Below are 18,288 nucleotides of genomic sequence, written 5' to 3'. Positions count from 1 at the left end.
GCGACGGCCGTTCGCCTACGATGCGCGGATGGATGCCAAGTGGTTCGTCGACGCCACGGCGCAGTGCGCCGTGGGTCGGCAGGCGCGCGAGGTCGCGTGGGAGCGGACGCCGCTGGGCCCGCCCGGCGAGTGGCCCGAGGCGCTGCGGCACGCCGTCCACCTGTGCTTCTCGACGCAGTTCCCCGTGATGCTGGTGTGGGGGTCCGACCTCACGCTGATCTACAACGACGGCTACGAGGAGATGCTCGGCACGGCCAAGCACGCCGGCGCGCTCGGCGCCCCGGCGGCGGAGGTGTGGGCGGAGATCTGGGACGAGGTCGGGCCGCTGTTCGACGAGGTCCTGCGCACCGGGCGCGCGTCGTCGGACCGCGACCTGCCGCTCGTGATGAACCGCTCCGGCTACGACGAGGAGACGTTCTTCACCTTCTCCTACAGCCCGCTCCGGGACGACGACGGCCGCATCGCGGGCGTGCTCGACATCTCGACGGAGACGACGCTGGCGGTCGTCAACCAGCGCCGCCTCGCGATGCTCGGGGAGCTCCAGGGCGCGCTCCCGACGACGTTCACCGACCTGGCGACGTTCGGCCGCCCGGTGCTCGACGTGCTGGCCGGGAGCCCCGACGTCGCACGCGCCGCCTTCTACGACGTGCGGGGCGGGCGACCCCGGGAGGTCGGGTCGGTCGGCCCGGCGCCGAGCGCCGCGGAGACCCGCCTCGTCGAGCGGGTGTTCCGGACCCGGCAGCGCATCGTCTCGCAGGGCCTCGTGGTCAAGCCGCTGCGCGACGCCCTGCGCGGCGGCGTGGCCGGGATCCTCGTGCTCCGGGCGAGCCCGATGCGCCCCTGGGACCGCGACTACGCGCGATACCTCGCCGGTCTGGCCGCGACGGTCGGGGCGGCGCTGCGCGACGCCGTGCGCCTGCGGACCACGATGGACGCGCTGCGGCTGCGTGCCGAGCGCTCGGAGGAGCAGACCGCGCAGATGCGCGAGGTCGCGCTCGCGCTCCAGCAGGCGGTGCTCACCGAGCCGCCCGAGCCGGACCACCTCCAGGTCTCCGTGCACTACCAGCCCGCCGCGCTCGACCGCGACATCGGCGGCGACTGGTACGACGGGTTCGTGACGCCCGACGGCGCCACGACGCTCGTCGTGGGCGACGTCGTCGGCCACGACCTCGCGGCGGCGGTGATGATGGGGCAGCTGCGCGGGCTCGTGCGCGCGATCGGCTACGACAGCGGCGAGTCGCCGGCGCGCGTCCTCGAGCGCGTGGACGCGGCGGTGCAGGGGCTCGCGCTGGGGAGCGGCGCGATCGCGACGCTGGTCGTCGCGCGCATCGAGCAGACCGCGGAGCAGGTTCGCCGCGGGACGCGGACGGTGCGGTGGACGAGCGCGGGGCACCTGCCGCCCATGCTCGTCCGCGCAGACGGCCGCGTCGACACGCTGACGCGGCGCAACGACCTGCCGCTGGGGCTCTCGCCGGGCACCGCGCGCACCGAGCACACGGTCGAGGTCTACCCGGGCGACACGCTCGTGCTGTACACCGACGGGCTCGTGGAGCGCCGTGGCCACAACCTCCGCGACGACCTGGTCGACCTCGCCCGCGCGCTGGAGGGCACGCACCGCGGGCCCATCGAGGAGGTCGTCGAGGCGGCGCTCACGCGGATGCTGCCGGGACCGGGCGAGGACGACGTCGCGCTCGTCGTGCTCCGGGCGGGCCCTGCGGACGTCCCGGTCGCCGACCGGGCCGAGGCCCCGGCCGAGCGTGGCGCGCCCGTGGCCTGACCGCGGCGCGGCGGGTCCCGGGGTCTCACGAGGGGTACGACGAGACGTACGGCGAGGGGTCGCCCCCCGCCCGTGACGGGCGAGGGACGACCCCGGGTCGGAGCCGCGCGGCGGCGCCGACCTGCCGTCAGCCGCAGGTAGTCGCGGCGTACGGCGCGACGACCTCCGTGCTGACCTGCTCGCCGTCGACCGTCGCCGTGGCGGTGACGGTCGCCTCGCCCGCCTCGGCGGACGGGGCGCGCACCGCGAACGACTGGTACGCGTTCGCCCCCGGGGCGACGGCGCTGACCGCCCTGGTCCCGAACGGCGTGGCGAGCGTGACGTCCACGGGGACGTCCTCGCCGTTCGTCGCGCGCACGGCCACGTAGGCCTTGCCCGCGAGGCAGCGGGTCTCGGCCGTCACGGTCACGTCGAGCGCCGGCTCCTCGCCGTCGTCGCCGGCGTAGACCTGGGCGACCTCGGCGTCGGACAGCGCGCGGTCGAAGACGCGGACGTCGTCGATCGTGCCGGCCCAGTAGTCGACGGGGTTGCCGCTCCACTGCCCGCGCCCGATCGTCAGCGGACCGGACGGCGTGGTGCCGCCGCACACGTCGGACTGGCCGACGAGGTCACCGTTGACGTAGAGCTTGAGCTTCTGGTCGGCCGCGTCGCGGACGCCCACGACGTGGTACCAGTCGCCCAGCACGGGCTGCACGACGTACTCCGCGCGCGGCTCGCCGTCGTAGGAGAAGGCCCACCGACCGCCCCCGCCGTACTGGAGGTAGAACGCGCTCGAGCCCGTGACCGAGTCCTGGCCGACGATCGTCGACCACGCGCCCCCGGGCGTCTTGTCGAGCTGGACCCACGCCGACACGGTGTAGGAGCCGGTCGTGTCGACCACGGGGCCCTCGGTCGCGAACGACTGGTTCGTGCCGTCGAGCCGGATCGCGGACCCGGTCTCGCCGTGCCCGGCGACCCACGTGCCGGTGCCCGACGCCGCGTGGTCGCCCACGCCGTCGGCCGCCGTCGTGCCCTGGCCCTCGTCGAACGACCAGCGGCCCGTGCCGGTCAGCCCCGGGGTGCCCGGGTCGACGGGCGCGGAGCCCTGCACCGCCGCGGCGACGACCCGCTCGTTGACGTCCTTGACGCGCGCGGCGTCCATCTTGAGCACGCGGCGGTCGTACGTCCAGAAGCCGTTCAGCTCGTTCTCGACGTCGGAGATCTCCGTGTACACCGAGCCCGACAGGTAGCACTGCGCAGGCCGCACGAGCTTCTCCGTGTTCTGCACGTACGCGTCGGTCAGGGCCTCGCTGTTCGCGACCCCGCCGTACGGGTTCGCCGAGACGCCCGGCCACATGTGGCCCGGGACGCTCATCGAGAAGCCGCCGTGCTCGCCGTCGATCGCGGCGCGCGTCGCGTCCGGCTTCGGCAGGGCCGGGCCGGTGTACTGGTGCCAGTCGATGATGTCGCCCGTCTTCGAGTCGCCCTTCGACGCGCAGCAGTTGTAGCCCGAGTGCGTGTTGAGGATCCGGCTCGGGTCGTAGGCGTCGATCGTGTTCCCGATCCGCGCCGTGTCGGCCAGGTTCCACTCGCCCCAGCCCTCGTTGAACGTCACCCAGCCGACGATCGACGGCACCGAGCGGTGCTGGTCGATGATCGTCTTCATCTCCTGCTCCCAGAAGACGCGCGACGCCGGGTCCGTGTCGCCGTTGTCGAACCACCCGCTCGGGATGTCCTGCCACACCATGAGGCCCAGCGTGTCGGCGTGGTGGTACCAGCGGGCCGGCTCGACCTTGATGTGCTTGCGCACCGTGTTGAAGCCCAGGTCCTTGTGCGCCTGGAGGTCGAACACGTACGCCTCGTCGGACGCGGGCGTGTAGATGCCGTCCGGCCAGTAGCCCTGGTCGAGCGTCGACATGAGGAAGGTCCTCTCGCCGTTCAGCAGGATGCGCTGGACGCCGTCCACCTCGGACACCTCGATCGAGCGCATGCCCGCGTAGGACGCCACGGTGTCGGTCGAGTCCCCGTCGGTGAGCGTGACGTCGACGTCGTAGAGGTACGGGTCGTCGGGCGACCACAGGTGCGCGTCCGGGATCTCGACCGCGAGCAGCTCGTTCGCGGCGCCGGTCGCCGTCCCGACCTCGGCACCCTCAGCGTCCCGCACGACGGCGGTGACCTCGGCCGCGTCGGACGCGGAGGCCGACTGCGCGGTCACCGCGAGGACGCCGGCCTCGACGTCGGGCGTCGTGACGACGGCGTCGATCGCCGCGGCCGGTACGGGCTCCATCCACACCGTCTGCCAGATGCCCGACGTCGGGGTGTAGAAGATGCCGCCCGGGTTGAGCGTCTGCTTGCCGACGGCCTGGTTGCTGCCGTCCGTGGTGTCGACGACGCGCACGACGAGCTCCTGCTCCGTGCCCGCGACGAGCGCGTCGGTGACGTCGAACGAGAACGCGTCGTAGCCGCCGCGGTGCGTGCCGACCTCCTGGCCGTTCACGTACGCCGTCGCGACGTAGTCGACCGCGCCGAAGTTCAGGCGCAGCCGGTTGTCGCTCCCGACCGCCCAGTCCTGCGGGACCTCGAAAGTCCGGCGGTAGAACATGTCGTCCTCGCGCCGCTCGATGCCCGACAGCGCGGACTCGACCGCGTACGGGACGACGATCTCCTCGTCGAGGTCGCGGCCGCTCGGCACGGCGTCGTCGGACTCCGCCGCCTCGAACTGCCAGACGCCATTGAGGTTCTGCCACGCGTCGCGCGTGAGCTGCGGGCGCGGGTACTCCGGCAGGGGGTTGGTGGGGTCGAAGTCGTCGGCCCACGGGGTCTGGATCCGGAACTCGGAGCCGTTGGTCACCGGCAGGTTGAGCGACCCGACCTTCTCGCCGCCGACCGTCAGGTCGCCCTCGCCGTCGTAGACGAGACGTGCGGTCGACGCGCGGTCGACGGGCTCGGCGAGCGTGATGCCGAGGACGTCGCCCTGCGCCGCGACCTGTGCGACGGGCCAGACGAGCTGGTCGACCTGGACCTTGAGGTGGTCGACGAGGCTCTCGTCGACACCGCCCGCGGCCCCCTGGAACGCCACGTTGAGGCTCGTGCCGTCGCTCTCGAGCGTGGCCTGCGCGGGGAAGACGACGAAGTCGTCGGGGTACGTGAAGGCGTCGGTCGGCACGATCTCACGGTCCTGCGAAGGGCTCTGCCACCGCAACCGGAGGTGCGCGCCACCCGTGTTCTGGAACATCTCCATGCGGAAGGCGTACTCCTGACCCGCCTGGAGCTGGACCGGGGCGGACGTCTGCTCGACGTCCCAGTCGTCGACCCAGTGGTCGATGACGAGCTGGTCGTCGATCCACAGCCGGAAGCCGTTGTCGCCGATCGCGGAGAACGTGTACGCCTCGCTGTAGTCGGGCGTGATCTGCCCCGTCCAGCGCGCGGACGTGCGCTCGCCGCGACCGGTCAGCTCGGCGAACGTCGGCACCAGGTTGGGGAACTCGATCCGCTGGTCGGGGATCGTGGCCCTGAGGTCGGTGAGCGGCCAGCCGGGCCCGCCGGACAGGAAGTACTCGCCCTTGAGCCCGTTGTCGAGGGCGAGGTCCTGGGCTGCGACGTCCTGCGTGGCCTCGTCGGTCGGGGCCGACGGCGTCGCGGTCGCCCCCGCCGCCGTCGCCACGGCCAGGGGCACCGTGAGCGCGGCGGCCAGTGCCGCCGCCAGGATCCTCGCCGGTCTGCCCCGTGGGGGTGCTACCGCTGTCATGGACTGCATCCGTGCTTCCTCCTCGTCGAGTGAATCCAGGGACTGCACGACGCGGCGGCGAACCGGGCACCGATGCTCCGGCGGTCGCCCTCCTTGGCGCACCGCACAACGTCTCCCCAGAATCAAACAACTTCCACCAGAAAAAGACAACAGGTCACAGCACAGAACAGGGGACCGCGGCCCTGGCGCGCGTCGGGGTGTGGACGGGCGGCGCTGGAGCGTCGCGGGCGGCGTCGCGTGCGTCGCATCGCGCCTGCGGAAGAGGCCGGAGCACGGGAGCGCCCGGCACGCAAGACCCTCGGCCGGAGACCGAGGGCTGCGAAGGGGTCAGCGGTGGATGAGCGACGTCCAGTCGGGCGGCACGCGGTCGGCGGGGCCCGGCGACCCCTGCTCGGGCGGGCGGGACAGCGGCGCGGCGAGGTGCGGACCCTCGAGCACCTGCTCGGTCTCGAAGTCCCAGTACCACTCCTCGCCCGGCTCGAACGAGCGCATGACCCGGTGGCCGGTCTGGTCGTAGTGCGCCGTCGCGTGCTGCGCGGGCGACGTGTCGCAGCACCCCACGTGCCCGCACGTCGCGCACCGGCGCAGGTGCACCCACCAGCCGCCGGCCTCGTCGCACTCGGCGCACCCGGTGCCGCTCGGCGGCACCTCGACGCGCACGGCCGTCGCGAGCGCGGCCGCGAGCGCAGGGTCGTCGAGACCCTCGCCGTTGACGTTCGGGGCGCGGTCCGTCGTCACCGGGCCCCCGCCCCGGCGGCCCGGACGACCGGCGCCCACGCCTCGGGGTCGAGAGCGGGTGCGGGCTCTGCCGCAGCCCAGGCGCGGCAGTCGTCGATCGTCGCGGAGAGCAGCGCGCGCAGGCGCTCGTCCGGGTCGCTCACGCACGCCTCGGCGATGCCCTGCACGGCCGCCGAGATGATGCTCGGTGCGGCGTCGCGCACGAACCGCGTGGGCCGCAGGCGCGCGCCCTCGCAGAACCGCTGCGCCCACCGAGCGGTGCGCGGGCAGCTCGCGAGCGCGTCGGCCGACTCGGCGCTCAGCGTGCCCGCGGGGCGGTCGTCGAGGACGTCGAGCATCTTCTCGGCGCCGATGATCGCCACCGCGAGGGTCTGCTGCCGGTCCGCCGGGGCGATCGGCAGCGCCGTCACGGCGGCGCGCAGCGCGATGCGCACGTCCCAGTGCGGGTCGTCGCTCGTCAACCCGATGACGGACGGGATGAGCGGCGCGAGCTTCGGGCGCTCCGGGTCGACCGTGAGGTCGTTCACGGCGCGCGCGAGCATCGCGAGCAGCGGGTGCGTGCACCGTGGATGGTCGCTCCAGCGCTCTCCCGCGAGATACGACGCGAGCTCCATGAAGCACGCACCCTTCTTCGGGTTGCGGTGCTTGCCACGGCCCAGCATCGGCAGCATGTCGTAGGTGTCGGTCACGAGGTCACCCCCACAGCGGGTCCGGTCCTGCGTCCAGTCTGCGCCGGGGTCCTCCTGTTGGCAACGGGAGGAGTGACGCGGGTCACGTTCGTCGCTCGGTCCGGCCGTCCTCCTCCCGCGTGCGCCTGCCGGACCTCCGTCAGGGCAGTCAGAGCGCGTGGAGCTCCGGGACACGCCACGTCCCGTCGAGGACTTCCGCGCGAGGGCGGTAGAGGCGGACGAGAAAGTTCCACCGCTCCGGGACCGGGATCGTGTTCGGCGCGTCTCCCACCTCGGTGCGCGGGGCGAATCGCACGGTGACCCCGCCGTCCGGGTCGGGCACGGCCGTGACGCTGTTGACGCTGTAGACGCCCTCGGGGTTCGGCTCGAAGAAGCCCTTCTCGTCGTAGACCGAGACCGACCAGAACGCGTCGACCGGGACGTCGCGCAGCGTGAGCGCGTACCGGCCGGGCGGCACGCCCGGGTCGACACCGACGTACGACGCCTCCGTCGTGGGCAGCCCGCCCCAGCCCGCCGCGGTCCCCACCAGGTGCCGCACCGGGTCGACCTGCTCCCGGGTGCCGAACATGCCGTCGAACCTGCGCAGGCCCGCGGCGAGCGCGAGCAGCGCGTCCCGGGTCGCGTCCATGCTCACCGCGTCGTAGTCGGGAGACACGAACGGATCCGCCGAGCCGGCACGCAGCACGACGCCGTCCTGCACCGCGGCGACGGCCTCGAGGTCGGCCGGGTCGGCGGGGTCCACGAGCGTGCGGACCGCCACGACGGCGTAGCGCGTGCCCACGCCCGTCGCGTCGAGTCGATGCTCGCCCGGGGCGTGCAGGACGTCCGCCACGAAGTGGTCGTTGTCGACGACCATCGCTGACAGGTAACGGTCCCCGGCGTCGGGCAGAGTCAGTGCGGCACCGGCGGACAGGTCCACGACGGCGAAGCTGTAGAGCGTGTCCCGGTTCAGACGCACGACCGTCTGCCGGTCCACGGGCGCAGGCTCCCGGTTGTGGAAGAACTGGTTGACCCCGCCCGCGTCCCGCTGCAGCGCGGCGAACATCCTGTCGGTCTCGGCGCGCACGAAGTTGTCGGCGTCGACGTGCTCGGTCATCGCTGTCCTCCCTGGTCTGTCCGCCCCGGCGGACCACGCTGGTTCGCCCACCCAAGCACCTGTCCCCCCGACGAGCGAGCGCAGCGTGGGGCCCCCGGCGTCGGCCGCCTCGGGACCGGTGCCTTAGGCGCCGGGGACCGCCTCAGACCTCTCGACACCCGGATCCTCGTGCGCCTAAGGCACCCCCCGACGAACGGTGCGCGGTCGACCGATGCGACGACCCGGTGCTCAGGACGACTGTGAGTGTCGGACAGGCAGGGAGCCTGGGAGACGGGGACGACCATGAGCACGCACATCGATCCGACGTTCGACGCGGACCTGGAGTACCGCGCGGAGCGTCTGCGGGCGGACCTGCGGCACGACGAGCCCGCGCTGCTGCACTGGTGGCGCGGCCGTCGTCGTCGCCACGACCAGCCCGCGCGATGACCGCGCCGCCCGACGCCGCCGACGAGGTACCTCTCGCCGGCGGCGTCGTCGTGTCCGTCGGGGTGACCCGGTCGGCGCCGGGCGGTCAATCGGCTGGTCACGTGTCGGTGCCCGCTGCGAGGATGGGAACCGTGCCCCGACCCTCCACGCGCGCGCCCTTCGTGGCCCGCGCGGCCGAGCTCGACGTGCTCGCCGCGGCGGTCGAGCGCGCGCGCCGCGGCGAGCCGGGCGTCGTGCTCGTCGGCGCGGACGCGGGGGTGGGCAAGACGCGCCTGCTCACCCGCGCGGCGGAGCTCGCGGCCGGGACGGGCGCGACGGTGGTGTGGAGCCACTGCGTCGACCTCGGCGAGGTCGGCCTCCCCTACCTCCCCTTCTCCGAGGCGCTCACGACCCTGCGCGCCCAGCACCCCGCCGTCGACGAGACGGTCGCGGCCCGTCCCGCGCTCGCGCGCCTGCTCGACGCCGGTACCCCGGCCGACGACGAGCAGAGCCAGGGCGAGCGCCTCCAGCTCTTCGAGAGCGTCGCCGCCGCGATCGCGGCGTCCGGGACGCCCGAGGCGCCGCTCGTGCTCGTCGTCGAGGACCTGCACTGGGCGGACCCGTCGAGCCGCGACGTCCTGCGCTTCGTGGTCGCCCGTCTGCGCGCGGAGCACGTCCTCGTCGTCGCGAGCTACCGCGCGGACGACCTGCACCGCCGACACCCCCTGCGCCCGGTGCTCGCGGAGCTGCTGCGCCACCCGCGCGTCGAGCACGTGCAGCTCTCGCCCTTCACCGAGCGCGAGCTGCGGGAGTTCACCACGGCGCTCGCCGGCAGCCCGCTGCCGCCCGCGGCGTTCGAGTCCGTGCGCACGCGCTCCGAGGGGAACGCCTACTTCGCCGAGGAGCTCGTCGAGTCCGGCCTGGGAGACGAGCTGCCGTGGTCCCTCGCGGACGTGCTGCGCGCCCGCCTGGAAGGGCTCGACCCGGCCGTCCAGCACCTCGTGCGCGTCGCGTCGGTCTCGGGGCGCCAGGTGAGCGAGCCGCTCCTGCGCGCCGCGCTGGCGCGGGACACCGACGACGGCGAGCCCGCGGACCGGTCGTCCGGGCGCCCGTTCGACGCCGCGCTGCGCGAGGCGATCGCGCACCACGTCCTCGCGGTCGAGGGCGACGGCGCCCGCGACACGGTCGTGTTCCGGCACGCGCTGCTCGCCGAGGCGGTCGCGTCCGACCTGCTCCCGGGCGAGCGCGTCGGCGTGCACCGCGCGTACCTCGCCGCGCTCGACGACGACCCGACGCTCGGGTCCCCCGCCCTGCGGGCCCACCACGCGCTCGCCGCGCACGACCTCCCGGCCGCGCTCACGGCGTCGCGCGCCGCGGCGCGCAAGGCGGCGCGCGTCCTCGCGCCCGCGGAGGAGCTGCGGCACCTCGAGCAGGTGCTCGCGCTGTGGCAGGCCGTGCCCGACGCCGCGACCCTCCTCGGGGAGGACCGCGTCACCGTCGCGCTCGCCGCCGCCGGGGCCGCGAGCCGCGCGGGCGAGCCGGACCGCGCCGTCGCGCTGGCGCGCCGCGTCGTCGAGGGCACCGCCGACGACCCGATGCGGCAGGCGTCGCTGCGGCACGTGCTGTCCCGGTACCTGCTCGGCACGGAGGAGGTCGAGGAGACCCTCGCGCACACCGAGGCGGCGCTCGCCGTCCTGGCGGCCGAGCCGCCGTCGCTCGACCGCGCGTGGACGCTGGCCATGCGGGCGCGCGCCGCCATGAACGCCGACCTCGACGAGCTCGCCGCCGAGGTCGCGGCCGAGGCGATCGACGTCGCGCACCGCCTCGACGCGCCCGACGTGGAGGCCGACGTGCTCACCACGATGGCGATCCTCGAGGTCGCGGACGACGACCGTGCCGCGGTGCTGCTCGCCCAGGCCCGCGAGCGCGCGGTCGAGGCGGGCGACATCCTCACGGAGCTGCGCTGCTGGTACAACATCGCCGCGAACCGCTACTACGCGGGCCGCATCGACGAGGCCCTCCAGGTCACGGAGGACGGTCTCGACCGCGCGCGGGCGACCGGCCTCGGGTGGAGCGCGTACGGCGTCGAGCTGCGCCTGTTCCGCGACCTCGTCCGGTACGTGCTCGGCGACCTCACCCCCACGGACACCGCGGGCGAGACCATGCCCGAGGGCTCCGCGCCGCAGCTCTCGTGCGTCCAGCTCTACGCCGCCGTCGCGCGCGGCGACGCGGACGCGGTCGCGCGGGGCACCGCGCTGCGCCGCGACTGGTTCCGGGACGGGCAGATCGCGCTCATCTCGGGCGGGTGCTCGATCGACGCCCTCACGTGGGCCGGACGCCGCGACGAGGCGGTGGCGCTCGCCGTCGAGCTCGTCGACCACCTGGGCCGCACGTGGAGCGACTACTTCCTGGGCCGCATCTGGATCTCCGCCCTCGCGCTCGCCGCCCTCGCCGACGCCGCGGACGCCGCCCGCCTCCAGGGCGCCGCCGGGGCCGCCACGGTCCGCGAGCTCGTCGCCCGCGGGGCCGAGCTGCTCGACGCCGCCCGCACGACCGCCGAGCGCGGCCGCCCCCGCGGGGGCCGGCTCGGGCCGGAGGGCCGCGCGTGGCTCGCGCGCGCCGCGGCGGAGCACTCGCGCCTCACCGGCACGGACGACCCCGCGCTGTGGGAGGAGACGACGCGCCTCTTCGACTACGGCTACCGGTACGAGGTGGCGCGGTCCCGGTTCCGGTGGGCGCAGGCCCTGCTCGGTGCGGGCGACCGCAACGCCGCCGAGATCGAGGCCGCGCAGGCGCTCGAGGAGGCCGAGGCCATGGGCGCGGCGCCGCTCGCCGAGGCGGTCCGTGCGCTCGGCCGGCGCGGTCGCCTCGACCTGCCCGGCGTCCGCCGGTCCACGACGGCCGTCCTCACCGAGCGCGAGGAGGAGGTCCTGCTGCTCGTCGCGCAGGGCCTGACCAACCGGCAGATCGGCGAGCGCCTGTTCATCTCGGGGAAGACGGTGAGCGTGCACGTGTCGAACGTCCTCGCCAAGCTCGGGGCGTCGGGGCGCGCCGAGGCCGTCTCGCTCGCGCACCAGCGCGGGCTGCTCGAGGTCTGACGCGTGGACCCGTCGCCCGGGGCGCTCGTGCTCGTGCGGCACGGGCAGAGCACGTTCAACGCGGGCGACCGCTTCACGGGGCTGCTCGACGTGCCGCTCTCCGACCTCGGGGTCGCCGAGGCGCGACGCGCGTCGCGCCTCCTCGCGGACGCCGTCGCGCGCGAGCCCGCGCTCGCCCCGCGGCGCGTCGTGACGTCGCCGCTCGTGCGCGCGTCCGCGACGGCCGCCGTCGTGGCCGAGGCCCTGCCCGGGCCGCCGCCGCTCGCGGTCGAGTGGCGGCTCGTCGAGCGTCACTACGGCGCGTTCACCGACAAGCTGCGCGACGTCGTCCGCCGCGACTACGGCGAGGCCGCCTACTGGCGCTACCGCCGGTCGTACCTGCACCGGCCGCCGCCGCTCGCCGACGACGACCCGGCGCGCGCCCTCGTCGACGACACGCTCCTGCGCCTGCCCGACGCCGCGCGCGCCACCCTGCGGCCGGACGCCGAGTCCCTCGCGGACGTCGTCGAGCGCCTGCGCCCCTTCTGGGCCGCCACCCGCGCGCGGCTCCTGCACGGCGAGGCGGTGCTCGTCGTCGGGCACGGCAACTCGCTGCGCGCCCTGTCCGTGCTCGTCGACGACCTCACGCCCGAGGAGGTCCAGGACCTCGACGTGCCCACCGGGCACCCGCTCGTCCACCGCTTCACGACCGGGCCCGACGCCGCGCTCGTCCCCGAGGTCCGCGGCGGCACCTATCTCGACGCGCAGGGCGCCGAGCACGCGGTCACGGACCTCCGGGCCCGCGGGGGCACCTGACGGGCGACCGAGGCTCGCCCACCGCCCGTCGGGACGGTCCGACGACGTTCCCTTCTGTCCGATTTCACCCCCGACGCCGCGCCGGGTGGGGCGGGTTGCGCTGTTTGACCAGGCTCGTCCCGGTGATACTGGACCATGACCGACGCCCAGGCGATCCACGAGCTCGTCCAGGCGGGGCTCGCCGAGCCGGCGTCGGACGAGTCGTTCGACCGCTTCGCGCGGCTCGTGCACCGGCAGCTCGGGGTGGCGTCGGCGCTCGTCACGCTGGTCCTCGACGACGAGGCGGTGCTGCCCGGCGCGCACGGTCTGCCCGAGCCGTACCAGTCGGCGCGCCGGACCCCGCGCAGCCACACGTTCTGCCAGTTCGTGGCGAGCGAGGCGCGCCCGCTCGTGGTCGAGGACGCGCGCACCGTCCCGCACCTGGCCACGCTGCGGGCCGTCGACGACATCGGCGTGGTCGCCTACGCGGGCTTCCCGATCTTCGACCCGCAGGGCCGGGCGGTCGGGTCGCTGTGCGCGTTCGACCCGCGCCCCCGCACCTGGTCGGACGACGAGCTGGCGACGCTCGCGGACCTGGCGTCCGCGTGCACGTCCGAGCTCCGGCTGCGCCTGGCGCGAGCCCGCGCGAGGCGCATGCAGCGTGTCGCGCTCGCGGCGAACAAGCGGTCGCGCCTGCTCCTGGAGCTGTCCGAGTCGTTCGCCGCCGCGACGTCCGTCCGCGACGTCGCCGAGCGGCTGGCCGCCGTGGGGGCGGCCATCGGCGCGCGCTACGCCGGGCTCGCGCTGCTCGACGGCGGCGGCACCCGCCTCGAGTTCACGACGCTGGACCACCTGGAGCCGGGGGTCCCGGCGTCGTTCCGCCGCATGCGCGTGGACGCGGACCGCGCCGCGTCGACCGCGGCACGGACGCGCGAGCCCTTGTTCTTCCGTGACCACGTGCAGTACGGCGAGCGGTTCCCCGAGGCCGCGTCGCTCATCGCGCCCGACACGGTCGAGGCGCGCTCGTTCGTGCCCGTCCTCGCGGACGACCGCCTCCTGGGGGTCGTGGCCCTCGCATGGGACACGGTCCGCGAGTTCGACGACGACGCCGTGAAGACGGAGACGACGATCGCCTCGTACGTCGCGCACGCGGTCGAGCGCGTCCGGCTGCTCGAGGAGCGCCACCGCGTCGCGGCGACCCTCCAGGCCGCGATGCTCACCGAGCTGCCGCCGGTGCGCGGCGCGGAGCTCGCCGCGACCTACGCGTCCGCGACCCGCACCGACCAGGTCGGCGGCGACTGGTACGACGCGGTGGTGCTCGACGACGACGCGTGCGTGCTCATGATCGGCGACGTCACCGGGCACGACATGCGTGCCGCGGCGCAGATGGGCCAGCTCCGGTCGATGCTGCGGACGTTCGCCTGGTGCCAGGACGAGCCGCCCGCCGTGCTGCTGCGGCTGCTCGACCGCGCGAACCGGGGGCTCGCGCTGCACTCCAGCGCGACGGCCGTCGTCGTGCGGCTCGACCGCACCCCGCAGGGGTTCGACCTCACGTGGTCGAACGCCGGGCACCCCGCACCGCTCGTCCTGCGCGCCGACGGGACGGTCGACACGCTCGAGTCCGCGCCCGACCTCATGCTGGGGGTGCTGCCGAGCACGTCGCGGTACGACCACCGCACGCGCCTCGCGCCGGGCGACACGCTGCTCCTCTACACCGACGGCCTCGTCGAGCGCCGCGGCACGTCGTTCGCCGAGCGCCTCGCCGGCCTGCGGGGCGTCCTCGGCGAGCACGCGGGGACCGCGACGTCGGCCCTCCCGGACGCGCTCGTCCGGCGCCTCGTCGCCGACCAGCGGGACGACGTCGCGGTCCTCGCCCTGCGCGTGCGGCACACGGTCTCGCGGGCACCGGCGCCCGGGCGCCCGTCGGTGCTGACGCGGCCGGTCGAGCACACGTCGGCGGCGATCGGCCCCGCGCGGCGGTGGGTCGACGACGTGCTCGAGAGCTGCGACGTGTCGCCTGCGGTGCGCCGCGTCGCGATGCTCCTGACGAGCGAGATCCTCACGAACGCGGTGCAGCACGGCACGGCTCCGGTCCGGGCCGTGCTCGAGGTCGGGCACCGGGTGGTGCGGGTCGGCGTCGAGGACGGGTCGACCGCGCTGCCGAGACTGCGCTCGCCGCGGCCGGAGGAGACGGGCGGCCGGGGAGTGCAGTTCCTGGAACGGTGCGCGTCGCGCTGGGGCGTCGACCTCCACGACGACCCGTCCGACGGCGGAGCGGTCAAGACCGTGTGGTTCGAGCTGGACCTCGACGACTGAGCCGGACGGTCGTCCGGTGCCCCTGTGCGGTGTCGGAGGGCGGCGGTAGCGTGTGTGAGGTGGGCCACTCCCCCCGGGCACCGCGCGCGATCCCGTGACCCCTCGTGCACGTCGAGACGACCGAGTCCTGAGAGGCAGCACCATGACCGACCTCGCCACCCCCGCGACCCTGCGCGGCGACGCCACCGCGACCGCCGCCGGGACCGCTCCCACGACCACCGCGGGAACCTCCGCTGGGACCGCCCCTGCCCCGCTGCCCGACCGCGAGCACCTGGACGCCGTCCTCGACGGCCACCGGCGCGAGCTCACCGGCTACTGCTACCGCATGCTCGGGTCCTCGTTCGAGGCCGACGACGCCGTGCAGGAGACGTTCCTGCGCGCGTGGCGGTCCTACGACCGCTTCGAGGGCCGCTCGGCCCTGCGCTCGTGGCTGTACCGCATCGCGACGAACGTGTGCTTCGACGCGCTCGGCGCGCGCAAGCGGCGCGAGCGCCCGATGGGCCTGGGCGGACCGCAGGCCCCGGAGCTGGAGAACCTGGGCCAGGTGCTGCCGGAGGAGACGTGGGTCGAGCCCGTCCCCGACGACCGGGTGCTGCCGCACGACGGCGACCCGGCTCAGGTCGCGGTGGGGCGCGAGACCATCCGCCTCGCGTTCGTCGCGGCCCTCCAGTTCCTGCCGCCGCGGCAGCGCGCGGTGCTGCTGCTGCGCGAGGTGCTGCGCTGGCAGGCGAGCGAGGTCGCGGAGCTCCTCGACACGACGGTGGCGTCGGTGAACAGCGCGCTCCAGCGCGCCCGCGCCACCCTGGCGGCGCGCGCGCACTGGGACAGCTCGGGGCTGGACGACGAGTCGGGGTCCGCCGCGCCGGTCGCGGCGAACACGGGTCTCGGCGACGAGGAGAAGCTCCTGCTCGAGCGCTACCTCGACGCGTTCGAGCGCTACGACATGGACGCGCTCGTCGCGATCCTCCACGAGGACGCGACGCTGTCGATGCCGCCGTACCCGCTGTGGATGCGTGGCCCGGCGGACATCGTCACGTGGATGACGGGTCCGGGTCACGAGTGCGAGGGCTCGCGCATGGTCCCGGTCGCGGTGAACGGCACGTTCGGGTTCGGCCAGTACCGCCGCGCGGCCGGCGGCGGTCACGAGCCGTGGGCGCTCCAGGTCGTCGAGACGGAGGGCGGCCGCGTCACGGCCATCAACGCGTTCCTCGACACGGCCTCGTGGTTTCCGCTGTTCGGCCTCCCGGAGCGCCTCGACGACTGACGCGTCGCGGGTCAGCCGAACGTCTCGAGGAGCGTGCTCCGCTCGGCGTCGGTGAGGTTCGTCGCGACGAGCGTGCCGTGGACCCCGTGGAACCGCTCGCCGACGCGGTCGAGGTCGCCGTCCTCGGTGACGACGAACAGCGCCGACGTCCCGGGCGTCACGCCCTCGCGGATGCGGTCGAGCTGGTCCTTGTCGATCCCGACGGCCTCCATCGCCTTCGTCGACGCGCCGATCGCCGCCCCGGCCGCGGCACCGAGCACGGGCACGAAGAACAGCGACCCGAGCAGCAGGCCCCAGAAGGCGCCCCAGCCCGTGCCGCGCCACTCGTCCTGGTGGCCGTGGCGCGTCGTCGGCTTGGCCGCGCCCTCCGGCCACGACACGACGGCGGTGTCGACGATCTTGACGGCGTGCTCGGACGCCGAGTCGTGCAGGATCCGGGACGCCGCGTCGGCGCCCTCGGGGGAGTCGAACTTCCAGACGGTGAAGGTGGCCATCGTTCTCTCCGTTCTCTCAGCCGATCGGTCGCCGGCCCCCGCACCGCACGTTCAGCGTGCGGCGCGCTCGGCCTCGTCGCCGTGCACGACGAGCGCCCACAGGACGAAGACGTCGAGCACGATCGTGATGAGCGACCACCACGGCGTGACCTGCAGGGTCGTGAACTGCGCGATCGCGTTGATGACGACGAGCACGATCGCGACCATGCGCGCCCAGCCCTTGCCGGACAGCAGCGCGAAGCCGGTGAGGACGAGCAGCAACCCGATGACGAGGTGGATCCACCCCCACGTCGACACGTCGAGGACGACGATGCCCGCGTCGGAGACACCGACGAGGCTGTTCGGGGAGAACACGGCGACCAGGCCGCTGATGGCGTTGAAGAAGCCGATCGTGACGAGCACGATGCCGGCGAACCAGACCCAGCCGACCCATGCCGTCACCTGTGACGAGCGTGCCATGCCATCCTCCTGAGAACCGTGGAGCCTCGACCGGACGAGCGTGCGGATCGATCGTGGCACCGGCCGCCCGGTTCGGCATCCGGAGGGTCGGCGCGTCCCGGGGCCGCTGCCCGGCGGCCCCGCTAGGTTCGTGGCCATGACGACGCCGCCCCCCACCGACGACCCGTGGTCGGGCGTCCCGGACGCCGGCACGCGCCCGGTCCAGCACGACTCGCGGCGCCCGCCGCGCTGGGTGCCCCGCGCGCTCGCGATGGCCGTCGTCGCGGTGTTCGTCGGCATCTTCGCCTGGTACGCCCTCGGTCAGCTCAAGGCGCTGGGCGTCAACATCCTCATCGCGTTCTTCGTCGCGCTCGCGCTCGAGCCGATCGTCGTGTGGCTCGTGCGGCACGGCTGGCGGCGGGGCGCGGCCGCCGCCGTCGCGCTCCTGGGGTCGCTCGTCGGGATCCTCGTCGTGCTCGCCCTGTTCGGGAACCTGTTCGTCCAGCAGCTCGTGCAGCTCGTCCAGTCGATCCCCGCGCTGTACGCGAGCGTCCAGGAATTCGTCGCGGACCGCTTCGACGTCGTCATCCCGGACTCCGACGACCTCCTCAAGCAGGTCATCAACGACTTCGGCGACGACGTCGCGTCCGGCGCCATCATCGTGACGACGACGATCCTCGGCGGCGTCTTCGCGAGCCTGACGATCCTCCTCGTCACCTACTACCTCCTCGCGGCGGGCCCGCGGTTCCGCGCGGCCGTGTGCCGCTGGCTCACGCCGAACCGGCAGGAGGAGGTGCTGCGCCTCTGGGAGATCACCCAGGTCAAGGTGTCGGACTTCATCAACTCGCGCATCGTGCTCGCCGCGCTGTCGAGCGTGTTCACGTTCGTCTTCCTGCTGATCCTCCAGACGCCGTACGCCCTGCCCCTCGCGGTGTTCACGGGCGTCGTCTCGCAGTTCGTCCCCACGATCGGGACCTACATCGGCGGCGCCCTGCCCGTCGCCGTCGCGCTCACGTCGCAGGGGCTGCCGCAGGCCCTGGGCGTGCTCGCGTTCATCATCGGGTACCAGCAGCTCGAGAACCTGTACTTCTCCCCCAAGGTCTCCGCCCGGGCGCTGGAGATGAACCCGGCGGTGAGCTTCGTCGTCGTGCTCGCGTTCGGCGCGGTGTTCGGCGCGCTGGGCGCGTTCCTCGCCCTGCCCATCGCCGCGACGATCCAGGCCGTCGGGAACACCTACCTCCAGCGGCACGAGCTCATCGAGTCGCACATGCTCCACGACCCGGACTCCGAGGGCCACACGCCAGGCAAGGGCAAGAGCAGCGGGAGGGGCGGCGGGAAGGGCGAGGACGACGAGGGTCGCACCGCCCGCCGCCGACGCCGCAACCGCGAGGCGAACCTCGAGGCCGAGCGCACGGTCGACGAGCGGCGCGCCGAGGGCATCGACTGAGCGCCGCGCTCCGCTCCCGGGGGGG

At 74.3% G+C, this 18,288-nt stretch carries 13 protein-coding genes; 7 read left to right on the top strand and 6 right to left on the bottom strand.

Annotation, left to right across the window (positions count from 1 at the left end; all coding sequences use genetic code 11):
* The first annotated feature begins 28 nt into the window (after positions 1 to 28).
* Entirely contained in the window at positions 29 to 1,777 is a 1,749-nt protein-coding gene (locus ACZ4MO_RS00580) for a SpoIIE family protein phosphatase (protein ID WP_499278574.1), read from the top strand.
* A gap of 127 nt (positions 1,778 to 1,904) precedes the next feature.
* Here the strand turns inward: ACZ4MO_RS00580 and ACZ4MO_RS00575 are convergent, their stop codons facing one another.
* From ACZ4MO_RS00575 to ACZ4MO_RS00560, 4 genes are all read right to left on the bottom strand, one after another.
* Positions 1,905 to 5,513, bottom strand: a complete 3,609-nt coding sequence (locus ACZ4MO_RS00575) for a LamG-like jellyroll fold domain-containing protein (RefSeq protein WP_499278573.1) — start codon at positions 5,511 to 5,513, stop codon at positions 1,905 to 1,907.
* 318 nt (positions 5,514 to 5,831) lie between these two features.
* Positions 5,832 to 6,242, bottom strand: a complete 411-nt coding sequence (locus ACZ4MO_RS00570; RefSeq protein ID WP_170982060.1) for a UBP-type zinc finger domain-containing protein — start codon at positions 6,240 to 6,242, stop codon at positions 5,832 to 5,834.
* On the bottom strand, positions 6,239 to 6,931 hold the full coding sequence (locus tag ACZ4MO_RS00565; RefSeq protein ID WP_240696626.1) for a hypothetical protein: 693 nt from the start codon (positions 6,929 to 6,931) through the stop codon (positions 6,239 to 6,241). Before ACZ4MO_RS00565 ends, ACZ4MO_RS00570 begins: the two co-directional genes overlap by 4 nt.
* A gap of 148 nt (positions 6,932 to 7,079) precedes the next feature.
* On the bottom strand, positions 7,080 to 8,027 hold the full coding sequence (locus ACZ4MO_RS00560; RefSeq protein ID WP_034656204.1) for a DUF1214 domain-containing protein: 948 nt from the start codon (positions 8,025 to 8,027) through the stop codon (positions 7,080 to 7,082).
* A 282-nt stretch (positions 8,028 to 8,309) separates the two neighbouring features.
* Between ACZ4MO_RS00560 and ACZ4MO_RS00555 the strand changes: the two genes are divergently transcribed.
* From ACZ4MO_RS00555 to ACZ4MO_RS00535, 5 genes are all read left to right on the top strand, one after another.
* Positions 8,310 to 8,453, top strand: coding sequence for a hypothetical protein (locus ACZ4MO_RS00555; RefSeq protein ID WP_157464311.1), 144 nt, complete (start codon positions 8,310 to 8,312; stop codon positions 8,451 to 8,453).
* 131 nt (positions 8,454 to 8,584) lie between these two features.
* Positions 8,585 to 11,530, top strand: coding sequence for a helix-turn-helix transcriptional regulator (locus tag ACZ4MO_RS00550; RefSeq protein WP_342779576.1), 2,946 nt, complete (start codon positions 8,585 to 8,587; stop codon positions 11,528 to 11,530).
* A gap of 3 nt (positions 11,531 to 11,533) precedes the next feature.
* Entirely contained in the window at positions 11,534 to 12,325 is a 792-nt protein-coding gene (locus ACZ4MO_RS00545) for a 2,3-bisphosphoglycerate-dependent phosphoglycerate mutase (RefSeq protein WP_175008830.1), read from the top strand.
* A gap of 135 nt (positions 12,326 to 12,460) precedes the next feature.
* Positions 12,461 to 14,620, top strand: coding sequence for a SpoIIE family protein phosphatase (locus ACZ4MO_RS00540; protein ID WP_175008831.1), 2,160 nt, complete (start codon positions 12,461 to 12,463; stop codon positions 14,618 to 14,620).
* A 142-nt stretch (positions 14,621 to 14,762) separates the two neighbouring features.
* Positions 14,763 to 15,884, top strand: a complete 1,122-nt coding sequence (locus ACZ4MO_RS00535) for an RNA polymerase subunit sigma-70 (RefSeq protein ID WP_175008832.1) — start codon at positions 14,763 to 14,765, stop codon at positions 15,882 to 15,884.
* An 11-nt stretch (positions 15,885 to 15,895) separates the two neighbouring features.
* Here ACZ4MO_RS00535 and ACZ4MO_RS00530 read toward each other — a convergent pair whose 3' ends face one another.
* The gene (locus tag ACZ4MO_RS00530) at positions 15,896 to 16,378 is read right to left on the bottom strand and encodes a DUF1269 domain-containing protein (protein WP_175008833.1); all 483 of its coding nucleotides are present in this window, start codon (positions 16,376 to 16,378) and stop codon (positions 15,896 to 15,898) included.
* Between the two features lie 51 nt (positions 16,379 to 16,429).
* Positions 16,430 to 16,837: a DUF7144 family membrane protein gene (locus tag ACZ4MO_RS00525; protein ID WP_175008834.1), complete on the bottom strand. Its 408-nt coding sequence runs from the start codon at positions 16,835 to 16,837 to the stop codon at positions 16,430 to 16,432.
* 136 nt (positions 16,838 to 16,973) lie between these two features.
* On the opposite strand from ACZ4MO_RS00525, the gene ACZ4MO_RS00520 reads away from it, so the two are divergent.
* A complete protein-coding gene (locus ACZ4MO_RS00520) occupies positions 16,974 to 18,263 on the top strand; it encodes an AI-2E family transporter (protein WP_255437180.1) in 1,290 nt (429 codons plus the stop codon).
* The last annotated feature ends 25 nt before the right edge of the window (positions 18,264 to 18,288 follow it).

The organism is Sphaerisporangium cinnabarinum, assembly GCF_055567015.1.
The sequence above is the reverse complement of the archived record's forward strand: the minus strand, read 5'-3'. Positions and strand labels throughout refer to the sequence as shown.

Coding starts and splice junctions, on each gene's coding strand:
- ACZ4MO_RS00540 (WP_175008831.1), top strand. CDS start 12,461: ATGACCGACGCCCAGGCGATCCACGAGCTCGTCCAGGCGGGGCTCGCC.
- ACZ4MO_RS00535 (WP_175008832.1), top strand. CDS start 14,763: ATGACCGACCTCGCCACCCCCGCGACCCTGCGCGGCGACGCCACCGCG.
- ACZ4MO_RS00530 (WP_175008833.1), bottom strand. CDS start 16,378: ATGGCCACCTTCACCGTCTGGAAGTTCGACTCCCCCGAGGGCGCCGAC.
- ACZ4MO_RS00560 (WP_034656204.1), bottom strand. CDS start 8,027: ATGACCGAGCACGTCGACGCCGACAACTTCGTGCGCGCCGAGACCGAC.
- ACZ4MO_RS00575 (WP_499278573.1), bottom strand. CDS start 5,513: ATGCAGTCCATGACAGCGGTAGCACCCCCACGGGGCAGACCGGCGAGG.
- ACZ4MO_RS00580 (WP_499278574.1), top strand. CDS start 29: ATGGATGCCAAGTGGTTCGTCGACGCCACGGCGCAGTGCGCCGTGGGT.
- ACZ4MO_RS00555 (WP_157464311.1), top strand. CDS start 8,310: ATGAGCACGCACATCGATCCGACGTTCGACGCGGACCTGGAGTACCGC.
- ACZ4MO_RS00520 (WP_255437180.1), top strand. CDS start 16,974: ATGACGACGCCGCCCCCCACCGACGACCCGTGGTCGGGCGTCCCGGAC.
- ACZ4MO_RS00525 (WP_175008834.1), bottom strand. CDS start 16,837: ATGGCACGCTCGTCACAGGTGACGGCATGGGTCGGCTGGGTCTGGTTC.